Source organism: Enterobacter genomosp. O, assembly GCF_001022965.1.
Lineage (GTDB): Bacteria > Pseudomonadota > Gammaproteobacteria > Enterobacterales > Enterobacteriaceae > Enterobacter > Enterobacter cloacae_L.
Genome location: NZ_LECZ01000022.1, coordinates 78,158 through 95,572, shown reverse-complemented (window position 1 = coordinate 95,572; position 17,415 = coordinate 78,158). Strand labels below are relative to the sequence as shown.

Genomic DNA, 17,415 nt, shown 5'->3' with positions numbered 1-17,415 from the left:
CCAAGCCTGGCATGAACACTTTTTTTAAGCTCACCGCGCTGGCGGGCCTGTTTGCCATAACAGGTCATGCTTTTGCAGTGGACGATATCACCCGTGTTGATCAAATTCCTGTACTCAAGGAAGAGACGCAACACGCGACGGTGAGCGAGCGCGTGACCTCACGTTTCACCCGTTCGCACTATCGTCAGTTCGATCTCGATCAGGCCTTTTCGGCCAAAATCTTTGACCGCTATCTGAACTTGCTGGATTACAGCCATAACGTTTTGCTCGCCAGCGATGTCGAGCAGTTCGCTAAGCGCAAATCCGAGGTGGGTGACGAGTTGCGTTCAGGCAAGCTGGATCTGTTTTACGATCTCTACAACCTTTCGCAAAAGCGCCGCTTTGAACGCTATCAGTATGCGCTGAAAGTACTGGAACGTCCGATGGACTTCACCGGTACCGACACCTTTAATCTGGACCGCAGTAAAGCACCCTGGCCGAAAGATGAAGCTGAGTTGAATGCGCTGTGGGACAGCAAAGTTAAATACGACGAACTGAGCCTTAAGCTGACCGGCAAAGATGAAAAAGAGATCCGTGACACGCTGACGCGTCGTTACAAATTTGCCATTCGTCGTCTGGCGCAGACCAACAGTGAGGATGTCTTCTCGCTGGCCATGACTGCCTTTGCTCACGAAATCGATCCGCACACCAACTATCTCTCTCCGCGCAACACCGAACAGTTCAATACCGAAATGAGTCTGTCTCTGGAAGGTATCGGCGCGGTGCTGCAGATGGACGATGATTACACGGTGATCAATTCAATGGTCGCGGGTGGCCCGGCATCCAAAAGCAAAGCGATTAGCGTAGGCGATCGTATTGTGGGTGTAGGACAAACCGGCCAGAACATGGTCGACGTGATTGGCTGGCGTCTTGATGACGTGGTTGCGCTGATCAAAGGCCCGAAAGGCAGCAAGGTTCGTCTCGAAGTTCTGCCGGCTGGAAAAGGTACCAAAACCCGTATCGTTACCCTGACCCGCGAGCGTATCCGTCTGGAAGACCGCGCGGTGAAAATGTCGGTGAAAACCGTGGGTAAAGAGAAGGTGGGCGTCCTGGACATTCCTGGCTTCTACGTCGGCCTGACAGACGATGTGAAAGTACAGCTGCAGAAGCTTGAAAAGCAGAACGTCAGCAGCGTTATCATCGACCTGCGCAGTAACGGCGGCGGTGCGCTGACGGAAGCGGTTTCTCTCTCTGGCCTGTTTATTCCGTCTGGCCCGGTGGTTCAGGTGCGCGATAACAACGGTAAAGTGCGTGAAGATGCCGACAACGACGGTGTGGTCTACTACAAAGGCCCGCTGGTGGTCCTGGTTGACCGATTCAGCGCCTCCGCGTCTGAAATCTTTGCCGCTGCCATGCAGGACTATGGTCGTGCGCTGATCGTCGGTGAGCCAACCTTCGGGAAAGGTACTGTTCAGCAGTATCGCTCTCTGAACCGTATTTACGACCAGATGCTGCGTCCGGAATGGCCTGCACTGGGCTCGGTTCAGTACACCATTCAGAAATTCTACCGCGTGAACGGCGGCAGTACGCAGCGTAAGGGCGTCACGCCGGATATCATGATGCCAACAGGCACGGAAGAGACTGAAACCGGCGAGAAGTTTGAAGATAACGCGTTGCCGTGGGACAGCATCAATGCCGCGACGTACGTGAAGGCGGGCGACATGACGCAGTTTGGTCCTGAACTGCTGAAAGCGCATAACGATCGCATCGCGAAAGATCCGGAATTCCAGTACATCATGAAGGACATTGCTCGCTTCAATGCCCTGAGAGATAAGCGGAATATTGTTTCTCTGAACTACGCTCAGCGAGAGAAAGAGAACAACGAAGACGATGCAACACGTCTGGCGCGTATCAACGATCGCTTCAAGCGTGAAGGTAAACCTCTGCTCAAGAAACTGGACGATCTGCCTAAAGATTACCAGGAGCCCGATCCGTATCTGGACGAGACGGTGCATATCGCCCTCGACCTGGCGAATCTGGAAAAAGATAAGCCTGCCGTACAGCCCGCTCCGGCAAAATAACCTCCCAACAGGCACAAGAAATTGTGCCTGTTTCTTTTTGTTCTGCATCCTTCCGTCAGCCTGATTTCCAATTGTGTAAAGTTGTGTCTTTCTGGTGACTTACGCCCGCCGGATGCTTGAAAATAGCCGCAATACCCATACGATGTGGGTAATCGCATAGTGCGTTTTGTTAAACTGAGGTAAAAAGAAAATTATGATGCGAATCGCGCTCTTCCTGCTCACCAACCTGGCGGTAATGGTGGTTTTCGGGCTCGTGCTAAGCCTGACAGGAATTCAGTCGAGCAGCGTTCAGGGTCTGTTGATTATGGCGCTGCTGTTTGGTTTTGGTGGCTCTTTCATTTCCCTGCTGATGTCGAAGTGGATGGCTCTGAAATCGGTAGGCGGTGAGGTTATCGAACAACCGCGTAACGATATGGAACAGTGGCTGATGAATACGGTGTCCCAGCAATCCCGTCAGGCTGGGATCGCCATGCCGCAGGTGGCCATTTACCACGCTCCGGATATCAACGCCTTCGCCACCGGTGCCCGTCGTGATGCGTCACTGGTTGCCGTCAGCACCGGGCTGCTGCAGAACATGAGCCGTGACGAAGCCGAAGCGGTTATTGCCCACGAAATCAGCCATATCGCTAACGGTGACATGGTAACCATGACCCTGATTCAGGGCGTAGTGAACACCTTCGTTATCTTTATCTCCCGTATTCTGGCGCAGATTGCGGCAGGCTTTATGGGTGGTAACCGCGACGAAGGCGAAGAGAGCAACGGTAACCCGCTGATCTATTTCGCTGTTTCCATGGTTCTGGAACTGGTGTTCGGTATTCTTGCCAGCATCATCACCATGTGGTTCTCCCGCCACCGTGAATTCCACGCGGATGCCGGCTCAGCGAAACTGGTTGGTCGTGAGAAGATGATTGCGGCGCTGCAGCGTCTGAAAACCAGCTACGAGCCGCAGGAAGCGAACAGCATGATGGCTTTTTGCATCAACGGTAAATCGAAATCGCTGAGCGAGCTGTTTATGTCTCACCCACCGCTGGATAAGCGTATTGAAGCGCTGCGCAGTGGGGAATACCTTAAGTAACGCTGAAGATGCAGTCTGAGCCGGGCGGAGGAAACTCCGCCCGGCTTTTTTTTATGCCTGTACGCTTGGCTGTGTGACGCGCAGGCCGCTGACGATCGCGGCAAGGGTGGCAAGTGCACCCGCGGTGAGGAGCGCAAGGTGATTACCATTCTGCCCGGCCAGGTTGAACATCAGGGCGACCAGTGCCGCACCGGTGCTTTGCCCCAGCAGGCGCGCGGTACCCAACATGCCACTGGCTCCTCCGCTGCGATGGCGCGGTGCGGAGGTGATAATGGTGTGGTTGTTCGGCGACTGGAACAGGCCAAAACCGGCACCGCAGAGGATCATGCGCCAGATAATATCCAGATCCGTAGGTTGCGAGGGAAGCAGCGCCAGCGCAAACAGACCCGTCGCCATGACTGCCAGTCCCAGCGCGCCCAGTAATCCGGCATGCACGCGCTCTATTAAATAACCTGCCAGCGGTGCCATCACCATCGTGGCCAGCGGCCACGGGGTTAACAGCAGTCCGGTCTCCACTTCTGAACGTCCAACCACGCTCTGCAAAAAGAAGGGCAGAGAAACCAGGGCCAGCATCTGGGCGCAGAATGAGCAGACAGAGGTGCAAATGGAGAGCGAAAAGAGGGGGATGCGCAGCAGGTCAACAGGCAGTAAAGGCACCGGGAGAGTGAGTTGGCGGCGAACAAAGAAGAAACCTATGACCAGCAGCGCGAGCAGTTCCACTCCGGTAAGCACCAGCGATTGCCCTTGCGCAAACCCGCTCAGGGCTGTAATCAGCAGGCCAAAGGTAAGGGCATTCATCACCGCGCTCGCGACGTCGAACCGCGGCATGGTGCTTTTGGGGCCGTTGGCAGGCAGGAAGCGCAGGGCAAAGAAGATGGCCGCGATACCCAGCGGAACGTTAATGGCGAAGAGCCATTGCCAGGATGCAACGGAAAGAATAGCCGCCGCAATGGTTGGCCCGGCGGCGGAAGAGACGGCGACAATAAACGAGTTTATCCCCATGCCGCGCCCCAAATGACGCTGCGGATAAATTAAGCGAATCAACGCCGTGTTTACGCTCATGAGCGCCGCGCCACCAAAACCTTGCGCAATGCGTGCAAGCGTCAGGGTGTGCAGTGAATCAGAAAGGGCACATAACAGTGAGGTAATGGTGAAAACCACCAGACCACACTGATACACCCGACGGTAACCGAACATATCGCCCAGGAAGGAGAACGAGAGCAGGGAAACCACAATCGCAATCTGATAGGCGTTAACAATCCAGATTGAACTGGCTGGGGAAGCATGCAGGTCGCTGGCGATGGTTGGCAGGGCAACGTTGGCAATTGCACCGTCAAGGACGGCCATTGAGATACCGATAATGATGGTCGCTATCGCGCCGTACCGCTGGGGTAACGGCAGGCCATCGGAAAGATTCTTTTCCATTTGGATTAAAAAAGCTCAGCGTGAAATTATTCTCAGGGTAACTATTTTAGCATTGTTACTGCCGCGATATGTCGCAGATTTGTAACGAAGTAAACGCGGATTGATTGCAGGTGACATGACGGGAACTTATAATAAAAACCGGTTCTGATTTTTATAAAACACTCTCTATGAGGTGGTAAATGGCTATTGCGGATTTGGATAAACAGCCAGATTCTGTTTCTTCCGTGCTGAAGGTGTTTGGCATCTTACAGGCGCTCGGGGAAGAGCGTGAAATTGGTATTACAGAGTTGTCGCAGCGCGTGATGATGTCGAAAAGCACCGTTTATCGCTTTTTGCAAACCATGAAGTCACTGGGCTATGTTGCACAGGAAGGCGAGTCAGAAAAATACTCTCTGACCCTGAAACTGTTCGAACTCGGTGCCCGCGCGCTGCAAAATGTTGACCTGATCCGCAGCGCTGATATTCAGATGCGTGAAATCTCGCGCCTGACTAAAGAGACCATCCATCTCGGTGCGCTGGATGAAGACAGCATTGTTTACATCCATAAAATCGACTCCATGTACAATCTGCGCATGTATTCGCGCATTGGTCGTCGCAATCCGCTCTACAGTACCGCCATTGGTAAGGTTCTGCTGGCGTGGCGCGATCGCGAGGAAGTGAAACAGATCCTCGATGGCGTGGAATACAAACGCAGTACGGCGCGAACCATTACCAGCACGGACGAACTGTTAACGGTGCTCGATCGCGTGCGTGAGCAGGGGTATGGCGAAGATAATGAAGAACAGGAAGAAGGGCTGCGCTGCATCGGCGTTCCGGTGTTTGACCGCTTTGGCGTGGTGATCGCGGGCTTAAGTATCTCTTTCCCAACCCTTCGCTTCTCTGAAGAGCGTCTGCACGAGTATGTGGCTATCCTGCACAATGCCGCACGTAAGATTTCTGAACAGATGGGCTATCACGACTATCCGTTTTAATCTCTGTTAGCATAAAAAAACGCCGCAGAAGTTGCGGCGTTTTTGTCAGTGATTAAACCGGTTGATTAGCCATTATCGATGACGACGGACGTTTTACGCAGTACAGGACAGTTCGTTAAGCCAATGATCCCGCTGTCCGAATGCAGATACTGTGCAGTGCTCAGTCCTTGTGCCGTTAAATACTTACACTGAATACCTAAGCCGGCTGCGTTTTCGGTGCTTCCCACGAGCACACCATAGCCCGTTAACAGAAGGCCAATCCAGACGATGGCCAGTGCAATAATTGTTCGAATGATTAAGCGCATCATTACCTCTTTTATCGTTGTTATCATATAGCTAGCGTAAACGGTTTACGCTATGAAACAAGTGCACGATTCTGAAAAAAGCGCGATGGCGGTACAGTTAGTCCTTGTTTAAGATAACCGTGATAACCTGGTTACATCAGGTCTTTAGACGGAGTGTGGAGTGAAAAAAATACGCTGGGTGATTCTGATTATCGTGCTGATAGCGTGCGTGGTGTTATGGACGCAGACTATCAACGTAATGTGCGATCAGGATGTACAGTTTTTTAGCGGCGTCTGCGCAATCAATAAGTTTATTCCGTGGTAACACGCATTTTTTCTCAAGGTGATTTCCTTCCTTCGCGCCAGTGGTAAAATAGACGTTTTTATTGAGGTGGTGAAATGGGTGAGTTACTGAATTCAGGGCTGCTGAATATGGCATCCCTGATGATTTCTTTGGTTGTTCTGCTTGTGGGGCTGGTCATCTGGTTTTTCGTAAACCGTGCCAGTTCGCGTACGAACGAGCAGATCGAACTGCTGGAAGCGCTGCTCGATCAGCAAAAACGTCAGAATGCGCTGCTGCGCCGCCTGTGTGAAGCTAACGAGCCGGAAGAGAAAGACGCGCCGAAAGACGCGGTCGCTGAAGATAACAAAGACGAAGACGACTTTATCCGCCTGGTGGCTGAGCGTTAATCTTTTCGTGCTGGGAGGTGGCTGTGGTCTGGAAAAATCCCTGGTATGACCCCTCCCTGAAACATCACACCCCAAACGGCTTTCGCAATACCTACCCTGCAGAACATCAACCTGGCGACCTGGACCGCTGGCGTAAAGCGCGTAAAGAAGCCGGTTTGCCGAAACCACCCGCGCTGGGTTATGAAGATTTTATCCGTCAGTGGTGGCAACCCGCCGAGCTAACGCAGCCTCAGGAAGATGGGGTGTGGTGGCTGGGACATGCGAGTGTGTTACTCCAGCTAGACGGCAATATCATCCTTACCGACCCGGTTTTTTCACAGCGCGCCTCTCCGCTCCCTTTCCTGGGACCACAGCGTAAGACGCCTCCTGCACTGTCTGTCGAAAAACTGCATCAGCTTGATGCGGTCGTCATTTCCCATAATCATTACGATCATCTTGATGATGCGACCATTCGCCGTATTCTCAAACGCTTTCCCGACGTGAGTTTCTTTGTCCCGTTAGGACTGGCCGCCTGGTTTCGACGTCGGGGAGCAAGGCGCGTGGTGGAGCTCGACTGGTGGCAGAGTTTCACCTGGCAGGGGATGACGCTGACCGCCGTACCTGCGCAGCACTGGAGTATGCGCACGCCGTGGAACCGAAATCGCACATTATGGTGTGGCTGGGTCATGGAAGGGCGGCATCATCGTTTCTGGTTTAGCGGTGATACAGGGTATTCGCCTGAACTGCTGTTGATACCTGAACGTCTGGGGCCTGTTGATGCTGCCGCGTTACCGGTGGGGGCCTATGCCCCACGATGGTTCATGGCTGTACACCATATGGATCCTCAATCTGCGGTGGCATTGTGGCAGCAGCTGGGTTGCCCTCTGGCGTTTCCCATTCACTGGGGCGTGTTTGAACTGGCAGATGAAGCGTTGGATGAGCCGGTGCAGGAGTTAACTGACGCGCTAGATAATTTAGCACCAGTTAACCATTCTTTCAGGATACTGAAAATTGGCGAATATTTATCCTTATAAACGACGCGATAAATTGTTGCATATATTCTGTAAGTAAACGCGCTTAAGAATGTTTTATTTTTATCGAAACGTTTTGCTTGCCTTGTTTTGATGCAGAGTCATAAAAATTTCATTATTTTGGTGCATAACACTATTTATTACCTGATGCATTTTAATACAGTTGGGCGCGCGTTATTAACGCTGTTTTTTCTCTGAAACAATTTGGCCGCGTTACAATGATTTAAGCATAAGTTTTCACAAATTGTTCTAACTCAATCAATGCGTAAAATTTCTTTTCCCGGTTGCTGGACGCTTTGTAATGATTGAGCTATGTTAAAAATGTCTTAGATTACAGCGGCCGTGCGAACAGCGTTGGATCTTTGTTGCGTAGCAGGGCTGTCTGTATGTGATGCGCATAATTGTGCAAAACCTGACGGGCACTGTTCGAATTTGTGCGGCGGATCGAGACATGTTTAAAAATGGCTTGCCATATTAAACATTGTGTGTGATAACACGTTTTGGGTCAAACGAGGTACAGTTCTGTTTATGTGTGGCATTTTCAGTAAAGAAGTCCTGAGTAAACACGTTGTCGTTGAATACCGCTTCTCTGCCGAACCTTATATTAGTGCCTCATGCAGTAATGTCTCAGTTTTATCTCAGTTAATGCCTGCGGGCTAAGAAAACACTCTAAGGAATTTTGCAAATGGCAAAGATTAAAGGTCAAGTTAAGTGGTTCAACGAGTCTAAAGGTTTTGGTTTCATTACTCCTGCTGACGGCAGCAAAGACGTGTTCGTGCACTTCTCTGCAATCCAGGGTAACGGCTTCAAAACTCTGGCTGAAGGCCAGAACGTTGAGTTCGAAATTCAGGATGGCCAGAAAGGCCCTGCTGCAGTTAACGTAACTGCTATCTGATCGAACCACTGCTGACTGAAACGCACGGCGTTTCAATCTCAGACATAAAGCCTCGCATAACGCGGGGCTTTTTTATGCCCCTTATCTTTCAAAATATTACGATCCGCGGCCTTGTTAGTAACTTGTTGCAAAGCTGCGAGGTTAGTAGCACTGTTTCGCCACCTTCTTTCCGGCTTTTCCCGTTAAATCAGGGCGTTGTTTAACAGCCCTGGGGTTCAGGTGAAGAAGAAATTGATAACGGCCACTGGCAATTTCACGCCAGCGCGTTTTGCTCTGCTCTGTTTAGCTATTTTTTGTAGTCTGGCTTTTTTGCTGGGCCGCGTTGCCTGGCTGCAAATTATCAAGCCTGACAATCTGGTGAAGCAGGAAGATATGCGATCCCTCCGCCAGCTGGCGATTGATGCGCCCCGCGGCATGATAATGGATCGTGAAGGTCGACCGCTGGCGGTGAGCGTGCCTGTCAGGGCCGTATGGGCCGATCCCAAAACGGTGCTGGCAAAAGGGGGCGTCGGCGCTGATGAACGCTGGCAAGCGTTGGCAAATGCGCTGCATCTCTCCCTGGACACGCTTTCGGCTCGCATCAACGCCAGTCCACAGGGGCGTTTCATTTACCTTGCCCGTCAGGTCGATCCTGCGCAGGCAAAGTGGATCGATAAACTGAATCTGCCCGGCATCAATTTACGCGATGAGTCCCGCCGTTTTTATCCTGCCGGTCATGTGGCCGCGAACCTGATTGGTTTCACCAATATCGACGGACAGGGCATTGAAGGTGTGGAAAAAAGCTTCAATACGCAATTGACGGGCAAGGCCGGGATGCGGCAGGTAAGGGAAGACCGCTATGGACGCGTGGTTGAAAACCTGACCGAAGTTGCTCCCGCGCCCGCGCACAACATTCAGTTGAGTATCGATGAGCGGCTGCAAACCATTACCGAAGATGCGCTCGATAATGCCGTGGCCTGGAACAAGGCCGAGTCAGGCGCATCGGTGTTAATTAATATCCCAACCGGGGAAATACTCGCCATGGCGAGCTATCCGGACTTCAACCCCAACAATCGGGAAGGCGCGACGATAAACGATTTCCGCAATCGCGCCATCAGCGATACGTTCGAACCCGGTTCGACCGTCAAGCCGCTGGTGCTGATGACGGCCCTGCAGCAGGGGCTGGTCCAGCCGGACAGCGTGATTGACACTCACCCGTATATCCTTGACGGGCATCGTATCCGCGATGTGGGTTACTATCCTGAACTGACGATGACCGGGATCCTGCAAAAATCGAGCGACACGGGCGTATCCCGGCTCTCGCTGGCGATGCCCGTTCAGCATCTTATTGATACCTACCGAAACTTTGGCTTTGGCACCAATACGGGGCTTGGCTTAACGGGTGAGAGTGCGGGACTGTTGCCACAGCGTAAATACTGGAGCCAGCTCGACAGAGCGACCTTTGCCTTCGGCTACGGGCTGATGGTAACCCCGCTCCAGCTGGCGCACGTCTACGCCACCATTGGCGGCTTCGGGCTTGAGCGCCCCCTTTCCATTACCCGTATCGATCCCCCCGTCATTGGCCACCGCGTCATGCCGGAAGAGATTGCGCATGAAGTGGAACACATGATGGAGAGCGTGGCGCTGCCCGGCGGCGGCGGGGTTAAGGCCGCCGTTCGTGATTACAGGGTGGCGGTTAAAACCGGTACGGCGAAGAAAATTGACGATAGCGGGAAATATGTTGATAAATACGTGGCTTACACCGCGGGCGTTGCGCCTGCCAGCGACCCGCGCTTTGCCCTGGTGGTGGTAATTAACGATCCCCAAAACGGGGCCTACTACGGCGGTGCCGTTTCCGCCCCTGTCTTCAGCGAGATTATGGGTAACGTGCTGCGTCTGGAGAACGTGAAGCCTGACGGGTTACCGGCGGGTTCCGATCACCTCATCGTTATGCGCTAACCTGGCGTTTATAACCAGGGCGAATAGCGGTACACTTCGCCCTTTGATTATGCTCCGGAGTTACCATGTCCTTCAGTTGTCCCCTTTGCCACGCGGTCCTGACGCGCTCAGATAAAAGTTATACCTGTCCGCAGGGGCATCAGTTTGATATGGCAAAAGAAGGCTACGTAAATCTTCTGCCGGTGCAGCATAAGCGCTCCCGCGACCCCGGAGACAGCGCAGAGATGATGCAGGCGCGCCGCGCGTTTCTGGACGCCGGACACTATCTGCCGCTGCGGGAGGCGGTGGCGCAATTACTGGATGGCATTCTTCCAGGCTCAGCAACCGCCATGCTCGATATCGGGTGCGGGGAAGGGTACTACACCGCGCGGTTTGCGGAGGTTGCACGCGAGAAGGGCGCGCTGACATTCGGTCTGGACGTGTCGAAAGTGGCGATTCGCGCGGCGGCAAAACGTTACGCTGACGTGACGTTCTGCGTGGCGTCCAGCCACAGGCTGCCGTTTGACGATGCCAGCATGGACGCGGTTATCCGCATTTATGCGCCGTGTAAGGCCGAAGAGCTGGCACGCGTGGTGAAACCGGGCGGATGGGTGATCACCGTTACGCCAGGGCCGCGTCATTTGATGGAGCTTAAAGGGCTTATCTACGACGAGGTGCGTTTGCATGCCCCTCATTCAGAACAGCTGGCCGGTTTTTCCCTGCAGCAGGAGCAAAGCGTGGCGTATGACATGACGCTCAAAGGGGAAGAGGCTACCGCGCTGCTGCAGATGACGCCGTTCGCGTGGCGGGCAAAACCGGAAGTGTGGGAAGCGTTAGCTGCACTCTCCGCATTTCGCTGCCAGACGGATTTCAGTATCCACGTCTGGCAGCGCGAAGATTAACCCGCGAAATGTGCCCAGAGGATCTGGGCACCAATGCCAATTAATACAATCCCGCCCAGGATCTCGGCGCGTTTACCCAGCAGTGGGCCGATAAACCGTCCGACCATCATTCCCAGCGTGGACATAATCAGCGTCGCACAGCCAATGGCCAGCGCGGTGGCGATAATATTAACCTGCAGGAAAGCCAGACCGACACCGACGGCCATCGCATCCAGACTGGTGGCGATAGCCGTGGTGACCAGCAGCCAGAATCCGTGACGATGCAGCGGCTCCTCAGCTTCATCATCAGTGCCGCGAAAACCTTCAATCACCATTCGACCGCCGAGAAACACCAGCAGGACGAACGCAATCCAGTGATTCCACTCCAGCACAAACTGGCTGGCAAGCATGCCAAGGCCCCAGCCGATAAGGGGGGTCAACGTTTCGATAGCGCCAAAAATCAGGCCGGTGCGCAGGGCTTCTGAGAATTTAGGTTTGTGGAGCGTGGCACCTTTCCCGATGGAAGCAGCAAAGGCGTCCATGGACATGCCAAAAGCGAGAAGGATCGTAGCGGAGATATTCATAACAGCGTCCAGACCGGGGATATCCATATGACACATCACTGCCCCCAGTAAACAGCAGTTGATGTATCTATGGTCTCGCCTGATCGCTTTGCACATAAAATGTGCTGAAAACGATCCGTACGTGCCACGTTTTTCAACGAGTATGTTGACACGTACATTTCCTGTGAACAGGAAATCGGCTACTCCCCAACGACGGGCGCAACCTTAACATATTTTGAGAATATAAAACAACAATGAAAACGCATTATTTAAAACGCTTATTGATAACGATTTTCATTTGTCTTTAAGCGTGAAAATAGCGTTAAAAAATAGAGATAAAATTAACGTTCTGGATATAGCTTCGGCTATATTTCGTGCGCAAAATAAACACAGAATATAGCCATTGCTATATATCTAACTTATTGAGTTTTAAGAAGTAGATTGTATATTCTTTCCAGGTCGTCAATATTCTTCACCCGGATAAGCAGGCGACGCTGTTCTAATTGCATAACCAGCACACCGTCTTCGGATAAATTCATCTCTTTAATACGGTTATATTCTATCCATACGTTGGCGAAGAAAAATCCTCGGGATTTAAAAATGATTTTCGGCGTGCGGATCCAGAACAGATAAATCGCCATTAATGCCAGCGCACATAATAACCATGTGGTTAATATTGCACCATGACTGGTGACGTTATTGTAAATAAGGATGACGATGAGACCGGCGAAGATAAAGGCATCCACGCGCCCGCGTCGCAGAAGGGGAAGGGAGAGCAGCGTCTCGCCGTGACGGCGGGGCATGATGAACTCGTCATAGATCGCGTAAGCCAGAAGGGCTGCAATAAATAAAACCAGTACGATGTCCGTGACAGTCATTCATCCTCCAGAAAACAGATAAAAAAACCGGGGGCAAGCCCCCGGCGTCTAACGCTATTGCTTTACAGGCCCAGCAGACCTACAGCGTAGCCCGCGATACCGATGACGAAGAAGCCAACGATAATCCACAGCGGGTTCACTTTCTTACGCAGCAGCCACATACAGGCGAAGGTTAACAGCAGCGGGACCAGGCCAGGCATGAGCTGATCCAGGATAGTCTGCACGGTGGTGACGCGGGTCTGACCATCCTGCCCGGTGATGGTCGATACCACCAGCGGGATGTTGACGTGCGTCCACTTGTTAACCAGCGCCCCCATGACAAACAGGCCGAGGATTGATGCCCCCTCAGTCAGTTTCTGCAGGAAGCCGCCGCCCATGTCCTTAACGATATCCACCCCTTTACGGTAGCCGTAGGCCACGCCGTAGTAACGGGTCAGCAGACGCACGGCGTTGAACAGGATGAAGAAGAGCAGTGGACCCAGCAGGCTGCCGCTCATCGCGATACCGGCACCCAGTGCCGCAAAGACCGGACGCACGGTACCCCAGAAGATAGGGTCACCAACGCCGGCCAGCGGGCCCATCAGACCGACTTTGATACCGTTGATGGCACCATCGTCAATCTCTGCGCCGTTCGCTCGCTGCTCTTCCATCGCCAGCGTAACGCCCAGAACCGGAGCTGCTACATAAGGATGGGTGTTAAAGAATTCCAGGTGACGCTTGATCGCCTGACGGCGCGCTTCGTTGTTTTCCGGGTACAGGCGTTTGATCGCCGGTACCATGGAGAAGCAGAAACCCAGCGCCTGCATACGTTCGAAGTTCCATGAACCCTGAAACAGGTTAGAACGGATGAACACGCCACGAATATCACCCGGAGTGAGTTTTTTCTCGGTGGTAGTTTTTGTCATATCAACCATTTCGCTCACCTGTTAGTCCAGTTCGTTATCGAGATCGTTGTTACCAGCAGCCTGCGCTGGGGCACCCGCGACGCGGTTATATTTCGGGCTGAGCTGGATGTAGAGAATCGCCATCACCGCACCAATCACACCCAGTGCAACCAGGTTGAAGTTGGTGAATGCAGCGGTCACGAAGCCGAGGTAGAAGAACGGCATCAAGTAGCCTGCGCGCATCATATTGATGACCATCGCATAACCGACGACTACGATCATACCGCCCGCGATGTTCAGACCGCCGGTGACCACTTCAGGAATGGCGTTCAGCATGCTCTGGACTTCACTGGTACCGACAGAGATCGCAACGATGACGGCTGGGATCGCAATACGCATCGCCTGCAGGAACAGGGACGAAACGTGGATCCACGACAGTGCCGTGAGGTTACCGTTGTCAGCCGCCTTATCCGCCGCGTGCTGGAAGGCCACGGTGATAGTACGAACGATGATGGTCAGAACCTGGCCTGCGGCTGCCAGCGGGATCGCCAGGGCGATACCTGCACCAATACTCTGGTGACCGGCAATAACCAGAACGGTAGAAATGATAGAGGCCAGCGCGGCATCGGGCGCAACCGCCGCACCGATGTTCATCCAGCCTAGGGCGATCATTTCCAGGGTACCACCGATGATGATACCGGTTTTCATGTCACCCAGAACGGCCCCAATCAGCGTACAGGCCACCAGAGGGCGGTGGAACTGAAATTCATCAAGTACGGATTCCATACCCGCAATACATGCGACGACGAACACCAGCACAATCTGAAGAGTGGTAATCTCCATTGCACTTCTCCTATTACATAAGCTTTATGTGAGAACCGGCGCGGGCTTATTTCCCAACTTTGCCGATCAAATCCATCATTTTCAGTTTTTGATCCGTGGAAACCTTACGGGCTTCCAGCTCAATACCGCGCGCATTCAGCTTATTGAATGCTTCGATATCTTTCGCATCGACTGAAATGGCGTTGTTGACCTGCGTTTTGCCCTGACGGAATGCCATACCACCAATGTTCACGGAGGTGATTTTCACGCCGCCTTCAACAATGCGCTCAACGTCTGTCGGGTTAGTGAACAGGAGCATGACGCGTTCACCCGCATATTTCGGGTTGTTGTACACGCGGATCATCTTGGCGACATCCACGACGTGCGCGGTAACGCCAGGAGGAGCAACCTGAGTCAGAAGGGTTTTACGGACGGTGTCGGCGGCTACTTCGTCGCTGACCACGATAATGCGTCGAACGTTGGTCTCTTTGGTCCAGCGCGTGGCAACCTGGCCGTGGATTAAGCGGTCATCAATACGGGCAAGGCCGATAACCATGTAATCATTCGGGCCCATCGGTTTTGCCGGCGCCGCCGCTTTCGGTGCCGCTGCAGGCGCAGGGGCTGGTTTTTCTACCGGCTGCGCTTTCAGGGCTTTTACCCCTTCGCGACCGGTTTCAACGGCCAGGGCCACCAGTTCGTCGAAAGACGGATTGTCGTCGCGCGCCATGAAGGTTTCCACCAGCATGGGGATATTTACCCCGGCGACAACTTCATAGTGCTCTTTATCGACGACAATGCGGCTGGCAGCATTGAACGGGCTGCCGCCCCATGTATCAACGAGAAACAGCACGCCCTTGCTGGTATCCAGCTTCGCGAGTTGAGCGTTGTACTTCTCAATCAGCGTCTCGGCGTTTTCACCGGGAACGAAATCGATCCAGCCGACGTTTTCCTGCTCGCCCAACAGCATCTCTGCCGTTTTGAGTAGCTGCTCAGCAGCCCAACCATGTGTGCCTATGACAATAGCAATGGTCACTTGCTACCTCCTTTTATTATCATTAATACGCCTGCCGGGCAGTCGTACTGAGAATCGTATTGGCGAACCGAATCGATTCAGATAAGGGTTAGAGTTCAAAAAACTAAGACTTCCGCGAATTATTTTAGATAGTGAAAAAATAATTTATGTGATGAAGATCCGTAATTTAGCCACACGTGACAGATTTATCTTAAGGTTACAGCCCCAGTGTTACAGATCTTTGCAAAGGAACGTAAATCTTTGCTAAAAATGCATTGTGTCTGATATGTTTAGCCTCCGTTTAATTGTTCAGGAGTATAGGGCTACAGCCCACTATATGGACCGTCACCGACGTCAGTCATCTTCCAGGCCATTTCGCGCCTTTTTCACCGGCGATCCTCGCCACGTACCGACTCTGTCTTCCTCTGTTTTGCCCACGTTGAGTGGGGCACCGTTTCGTCATTCCTTTAGCAGGAGCTTGTCATGGAATTCTTAATGGACCCGTCAATCTGGGTAGGATTGCTCACGCTGGTGGTGCTGGAGATTGTTCTCGGCATCGATAACCTGGTGTTTATTGCCATCCTCGCGGACAAACTGCCGCCAAAACAGCGTGATAAAGCGCGTCTGATTGGTCTTTCGCTGGCGCTGGTCATGCGACTGGGCTTGCTGTCCGTCATCTCCTGGATGGTCACGCTGACCAAACCGCTGTTCTCCGTCATGGATTACACCTTCTCCGGCCGTGATTTGATCATGCTGATCGGGGGGATATTCCTGCTCTTCAAAGCGACGACTGAGCTCCATGAGCGGCTGGAAAACCGGCAGCATGACGATGGGCACGGCAAAGGCTATGCCAGCTTCTGGGTGGTGGTGCTGCAGATCGTGGTGCTTGATGCGGTCTTCTCGCTGGATGCGGTGATCACGGCAGTCGGCATGGTGAACCATCTGCCGGTAATGATGGCTGCGGTCGTTATTGCAATGGCGGTCATGCTTCTGGCCTCGAAGCCGCTGACGCGTTTCGTGAACCAGCATCCCACGGTGGTGGTCCTGTGTCTGAGCTTCCTGCTGATGATCGGTCTGAGCCTGGTGGCCGAAGGCTTTGGCTTCCATATTCCGAAAGGCTACCTGTACGCCGCGATTGGCTTCTCGATCCTGATTGAGTTGTTCAACCAGATTGCGCGCCGTAACTTCATTAAGCAGCAGTCTAATCAGCCGCTGCGTGCACGTACCGCAGATGCCATTCTGCGCCTGATGGGCGGTCGTCGTCAGGTGAACGTTCAGTCTGATTCCGAAAATCATAACCCGGTTCCGGTCCCGGAAGGGGCGTTTGTGGAACAGGAGCGCTACATGATTAACGGCGTGCTCTCTCTGGCCTCTCGTTCACTGCGCGGGATCATGACCCCGCGCGGGGAAATCAGCTGGGTTGATGCGAACCTGAGCGTGGATGAAATTCGTCAGCAGCTGCTCTCTTCACCGCACAGCCTGTTCCCGGTGTGTCGCGGTGAGCTCGATGAGATCATCGGCGTCGTGCGGGCAAAAGAGATGCTGGTCGCCCTGGAAGAGGGCGTCAATGTCGAAGCCGTTGCTGCCGCATCGCCTGCGATTGTCGTGCCGGAAACGCTGGATCCGATCAACCTGCTGGGCGTGCTTCGCCGCGCGCGCGGTAGCTTTGTCATCGTTACCAATGAGTTTGGTGTGGTGCAGGGTCTGGTGACGCCGCTGGACGTGCTTGAAGCGATTGCCGGTGAATTCCCGGATGCCGACGAAACGCCGGAGATCGTCGCCGACGGCGAAGGCTGGCTGGTTAAAGGAACGACCGACCTGCACGCGCTCTCGCACACGCTGGGGCTGGAAAACGTCGTTAACGATGAAGAAGACATCGCGACCGTTGCCGGTCTGGTTATCGCCGTTAACGGGCAAATCCCGCGCGTAGGTGATGTGATCGAGCTGCCGCCGCTGCACATTACGATCGTCGAAGCCAACGACTATCGCGTTGATATGGTCCGCATTGTTAAAGAACAATCTGCTCACGACGAAGATGAGTAAGTCTG

Annotated in this window: 18 protein-coding genes, 1 pseudogene and 1 riboswitch; of the genes and pseudogenes, 12 read left to right on the top strand and 7 right to left on the bottom strand. The window is 53.2% G+C overall.

Features of this window, described 5'->3' with window-relative positions; all coding sequences use genetic code 11:
• Positions 1-11: 11 nt before the first annotated feature.
• Together prc and htpX are read left to right on the top strand one after the other, a co-directional pair.
• Positions 12-2,060: a carboxy terminal-processing peptidase gene (gene prc, locus ABR39_RS03895; RefSeq protein ID WP_047345849.1), complete on the top strand. Its 2,049-nt coding sequence runs from the start codon at positions 12-14 to the stop codon at positions 2,058-2,060.
• 193 nt (positions 2,061-2,253) lie between these two features.
• Positions 2,254-3,135: a protease HtpX gene (htpX, locus tag ABR39_RS03890; RefSeq protein WP_047345848.1), complete on the top strand. Its 882-nt coding sequence runs from the start codon at positions 2,254-2,256 to the stop codon at positions 3,133-3,135.
• A gap of 51 nt (positions 3,136-3,186) precedes the next feature.
• Here the strand turns inward: htpX and ABR39_RS03885 are convergent, their stop codons facing one another.
• Positions 3,187-4,560 carry an MFS transporter gene (locus ABR39_RS03885; protein WP_047345847.1) on the bottom strand — a complete coding sequence of 458 codons (1,374 nt, stop codon included), beginning with the start codon at positions 4,558-4,560 and terminating at the stop codon, positions 3,187-3,189.
• Positions 4,561-4,739: 179 nt separating this feature from the next.
• Between ABR39_RS03885 and kdgR the strand changes: the two genes are divergently transcribed.
• On the top strand, positions 4,740-5,531 hold the full coding sequence (kdgR, locus tag ABR39_RS03880) for a DNA-binding transcriptional regulator KdgR (RefSeq protein ID WP_047345846.1): 792 nt from the start codon (positions 4,740-4,742) through the stop codon (positions 5,529-5,531).
• Positions 5,532-5,596: 65 nt separating this feature from the next.
• Here kdgR and ABR39_RS03875 read toward each other — a convergent pair whose 3' ends face one another.
• The gene (locus tag ABR39_RS03875) at positions 5,597-5,836 is read right to left on the bottom strand and encodes a YobH family protein (RefSeq protein WP_047345845.1); all 240 of its coding nucleotides are present in this window, start codon (positions 5,834-5,836) and stop codon (positions 5,597-5,599) included.
• A gap of 160 nt (positions 5,837-5,996) precedes the next feature.
• Here ABR39_RS03875 and mgrB point away from each other — a divergent pair, with 160 nt between their 5' ends.
• From mgrB to rlmA, 7 genes and pseudogenes are all read left to right on the top strand, one after another.
• A complete protein-coding gene (gene mgrB, locus ABR39_RS03870) occupies positions 5,997-6,140 on the top strand; it encodes a PhoP/PhoQ regulator MgrB (RefSeq protein ID WP_006175995.1) in 144 nt (47 codons plus the stop codon).
• Positions 6,141-6,214: 74 nt separating this feature from the next.
• Positions 6,215-6,505 (top strand): YebO family protein, encoded by a 291-nt coding sequence (locus tag ABR39_RS03865; protein WP_008500484.1) that lies wholly within the window; start codon positions 6,215-6,217, stop codon positions 6,503-6,505.
• Positions 6,506-6,528: 23 nt separating this feature from the next.
• Entirely contained in the window at positions 6,529-7,518 is a 990-nt protein-coding gene (locus ABR39_RS03860; RefSeq protein WP_047345844.1) for an MBL fold metallo-hydrolase, read from the top strand.
• A 525-nt stretch (positions 7,519-8,043) separates the two neighbouring features.
• Positions 8,044-8,188: pseudogene (locus ABR39_RS24090) on the top strand (DUF2627 domain-containing protein).
• Between the two features lie 12 nt (positions 8,189-8,200).
• Entirely contained in the window at positions 8,201-8,410 is a 210-nt protein-coding gene (gene cspE, locus ABR39_RS03855) for a transcription antiterminator/RNA stability regulator CspE (protein ID WP_001062678.1), read from the top strand.
• A gap of 219 nt (positions 8,411-8,629) precedes the next feature.
• The gene (ftsI, locus tag ABR39_RS03850; RefSeq protein ID WP_047345843.1) at positions 8,630-10,348 is read left to right on the top strand and encodes a peptidoglycan glycosyltransferase FtsI; all 1,719 of its coding nucleotides are present in this window, start codon (positions 8,630-8,632) and stop codon (positions 10,346-10,348) included.
• 65 nt (positions 10,349-10,413) lie between these two features.
• Positions 10,414-11,229, top strand: coding sequence for a 23S rRNA (guanine(745)-N(1))-methyltransferase (gene rlmA / locus ABR39_RS03845; RefSeq protein WP_047345842.1), 816 nt, complete (start codon positions 10,414-10,416; stop codon positions 11,227-11,229).
• On the opposite strand, the gene mntP is transcribed toward rlmA, so the two are convergent.
• The 5 genes from mntP to manX all read right to left on the bottom strand — a co-directional run bounded on the left by mntP (position 11,226) and on the right by manX (position 15,388).
• Positions 11,226-11,792 carry a manganese efflux pump MntP gene (mntP, locus tag ABR39_RS03840; protein WP_047346086.1) on the bottom strand — a complete coding sequence of 189 codons (567 nt, stop codon included), beginning with the start codon at positions 11,790-11,792 and terminating at the stop codon, positions 11,226-11,228. The genes rlmA and mntP overlap by 4 nt on opposite strands.
• A 10-nt stretch (positions 11,793-11,802) precedes the next feature.
• A riboswitch (yybP-ykoY riboswitch) is annotated at positions 11,803-11,992 on the bottom strand.
• Positions 11,993-12,190: 198 nt separating this feature from the next.
• Positions 12,191-12,649 (bottom strand): DUF986 family protein, encoded by a 459-nt coding sequence (locus ABR39_RS03835; protein ID WP_047345841.1) that lies wholly within the window; start codon positions 12,647-12,649, stop codon positions 12,191-12,193.
• Positions 12,650-12,711: 62 nt separating this feature from the next.
• Entirely contained in the window at positions 12,712-13,563 is an 852-nt protein-coding gene (locus ABR39_RS03830; protein ID WP_006810994.1) for a PTS mannose transporter subunit IID, read from the bottom strand.
• A 12-nt stretch (positions 13,564-13,575) separates the two neighbouring features.
• Positions 13,576-14,376 (bottom strand): PTS mannose transporter subunit IIC, encoded by an 801-nt coding sequence (manY, locus tag ABR39_RS03825; RefSeq protein WP_024909729.1) that lies wholly within the window; start codon positions 14,374-14,376, stop codon positions 13,576-13,578.
• Positions 14,377-14,422: 46 nt separating this feature from the next.
• Positions 14,423-15,388, bottom strand: a complete 966-nt coding sequence (gene manX, locus ABR39_RS03820) for a PTS mannose transporter subunit IIAB (protein WP_032641236.1) — start codon at positions 15,386-15,388, stop codon at positions 14,423-14,425.
• A gap of 265 nt (positions 15,389-15,653) precedes the next feature.
• Between manX and ABR39_RS26360 the strand changes: the two genes are divergently transcribed.
• Positions 15,654-15,863, top strand: a complete 210-nt coding sequence (locus ABR39_RS26360) for a protein YoaL (RefSeq protein WP_072059210.1) — start codon at positions 15,654-15,656, stop codon at positions 15,861-15,863.
• Positions 15,851-17,410, top strand: a complete 1,560-nt coding sequence (gene yoaE / locus ABR39_RS03815; protein WP_047345840.1) for a CNNM family cation transport protein YoaE — start codon at positions 15,851-15,853, stop codon at positions 17,408-17,410. The genes ABR39_RS26360 and yoaE overlap by 13 nt, the downstream gene beginning before the upstream one ends.
• Positions 17,411-17,415 lie beyond the last annotated feature (5 nt).

What these genes read in the sequence shown, in the direction of transcription:
- prc (WP_047345849.1), top strand. Translation starts at nt 12, where the DNA reads ATGAACACTTTTTTTAAGCTCACCGCGCTGGCGGGCCTGTTTGCCATA.
- htpX (WP_047345848.1), top strand. Translation starts at nt 2,254, where the DNA reads ATGATGCGAATCGCGCTCTTCCTGCTCACCAACCTGGCGGTAATGGTG.
- ABR39_RS03885 (WP_047345847.1), bottom strand. Translation starts at nt 4,560, where the DNA reads ATGGAAAAGAATCTTTCCGATGGCCTGCCGTTACCCCAGCGGTACGGC.
- kdgR (WP_047345846.1), top strand. Translation starts at nt 4,740, where the DNA reads ATGGCTATTGCGGATTTGGATAAACAGCCAGATTCTGTTTCTTCCGTG.
- ABR39_RS03875 (WP_047345845.1), bottom strand. Translation starts at nt 5,836, where the DNA reads ATGCGCTTAATCATTCGAACAATTATTGCACTGGCCATCGTCTGGATT.
- ABR39_RS03865 (WP_008500484.1), top strand. Translation starts at nt 6,215, where the DNA reads ATGGGTGAGTTACTGAATTCAGGGCTGCTGAATATGGCATCCCTGATG.
- cspE (WP_001062678.1), top strand. Translation starts at nt 8,201, where the DNA reads ATGGCAAAGATTAAAGGTCAAGTTAAGTGGTTCAACGAGTCTAAAGGT.
- rlmA (WP_047345842.1), top strand. Translation starts at nt 10,414, where the DNA reads ATGTCCTTCAGTTGTCCCCTTTGCCACGCGGTCCTGACGCGCTCAGAT.
- mntP (WP_047346086.1), bottom strand. Translation starts at nt 11,792, where the DNA reads ATGAATATCTCCGCTACGATCCTTCTCGCTTTTGGCATGTCCATGGAC.
- ABR39_RS03835 (WP_047345841.1), bottom strand. Translation starts at nt 12,649, where the DNA reads ATGACTGTCACGGACATCGTACTGGTTTTATTTATTGCAGCCCTTCTG.
- ABR39_RS03830 (WP_006810994.1), bottom strand. Translation starts at nt 13,563, where the DNA reads ATGGTTGATATGACAAAAACTACCACCGAGAAAAAACTCACTCCGGGT.
- manY (WP_024909729.1), bottom strand. Translation starts at nt 14,376, where the DNA reads ATGGAGATTACCACTCTTCAGATTGTGCTGGTGTTCGTCGTCGCATGT.
- ABR39_RS26360 (WP_072059210.1), top strand. Translation starts at nt 15,654, where the DNA reads ATGTTTAGCCTCCGTTTAATTGTTCAGGAGTATAGGGCTACAGCCCAC.
- yoaE (WP_047345840.1), top strand. Translation starts at nt 15,851, where the DNA reads ATGGAATTCTTAATGGACCCGTCAATCTGGGTAGGATTGCTCACGCTG.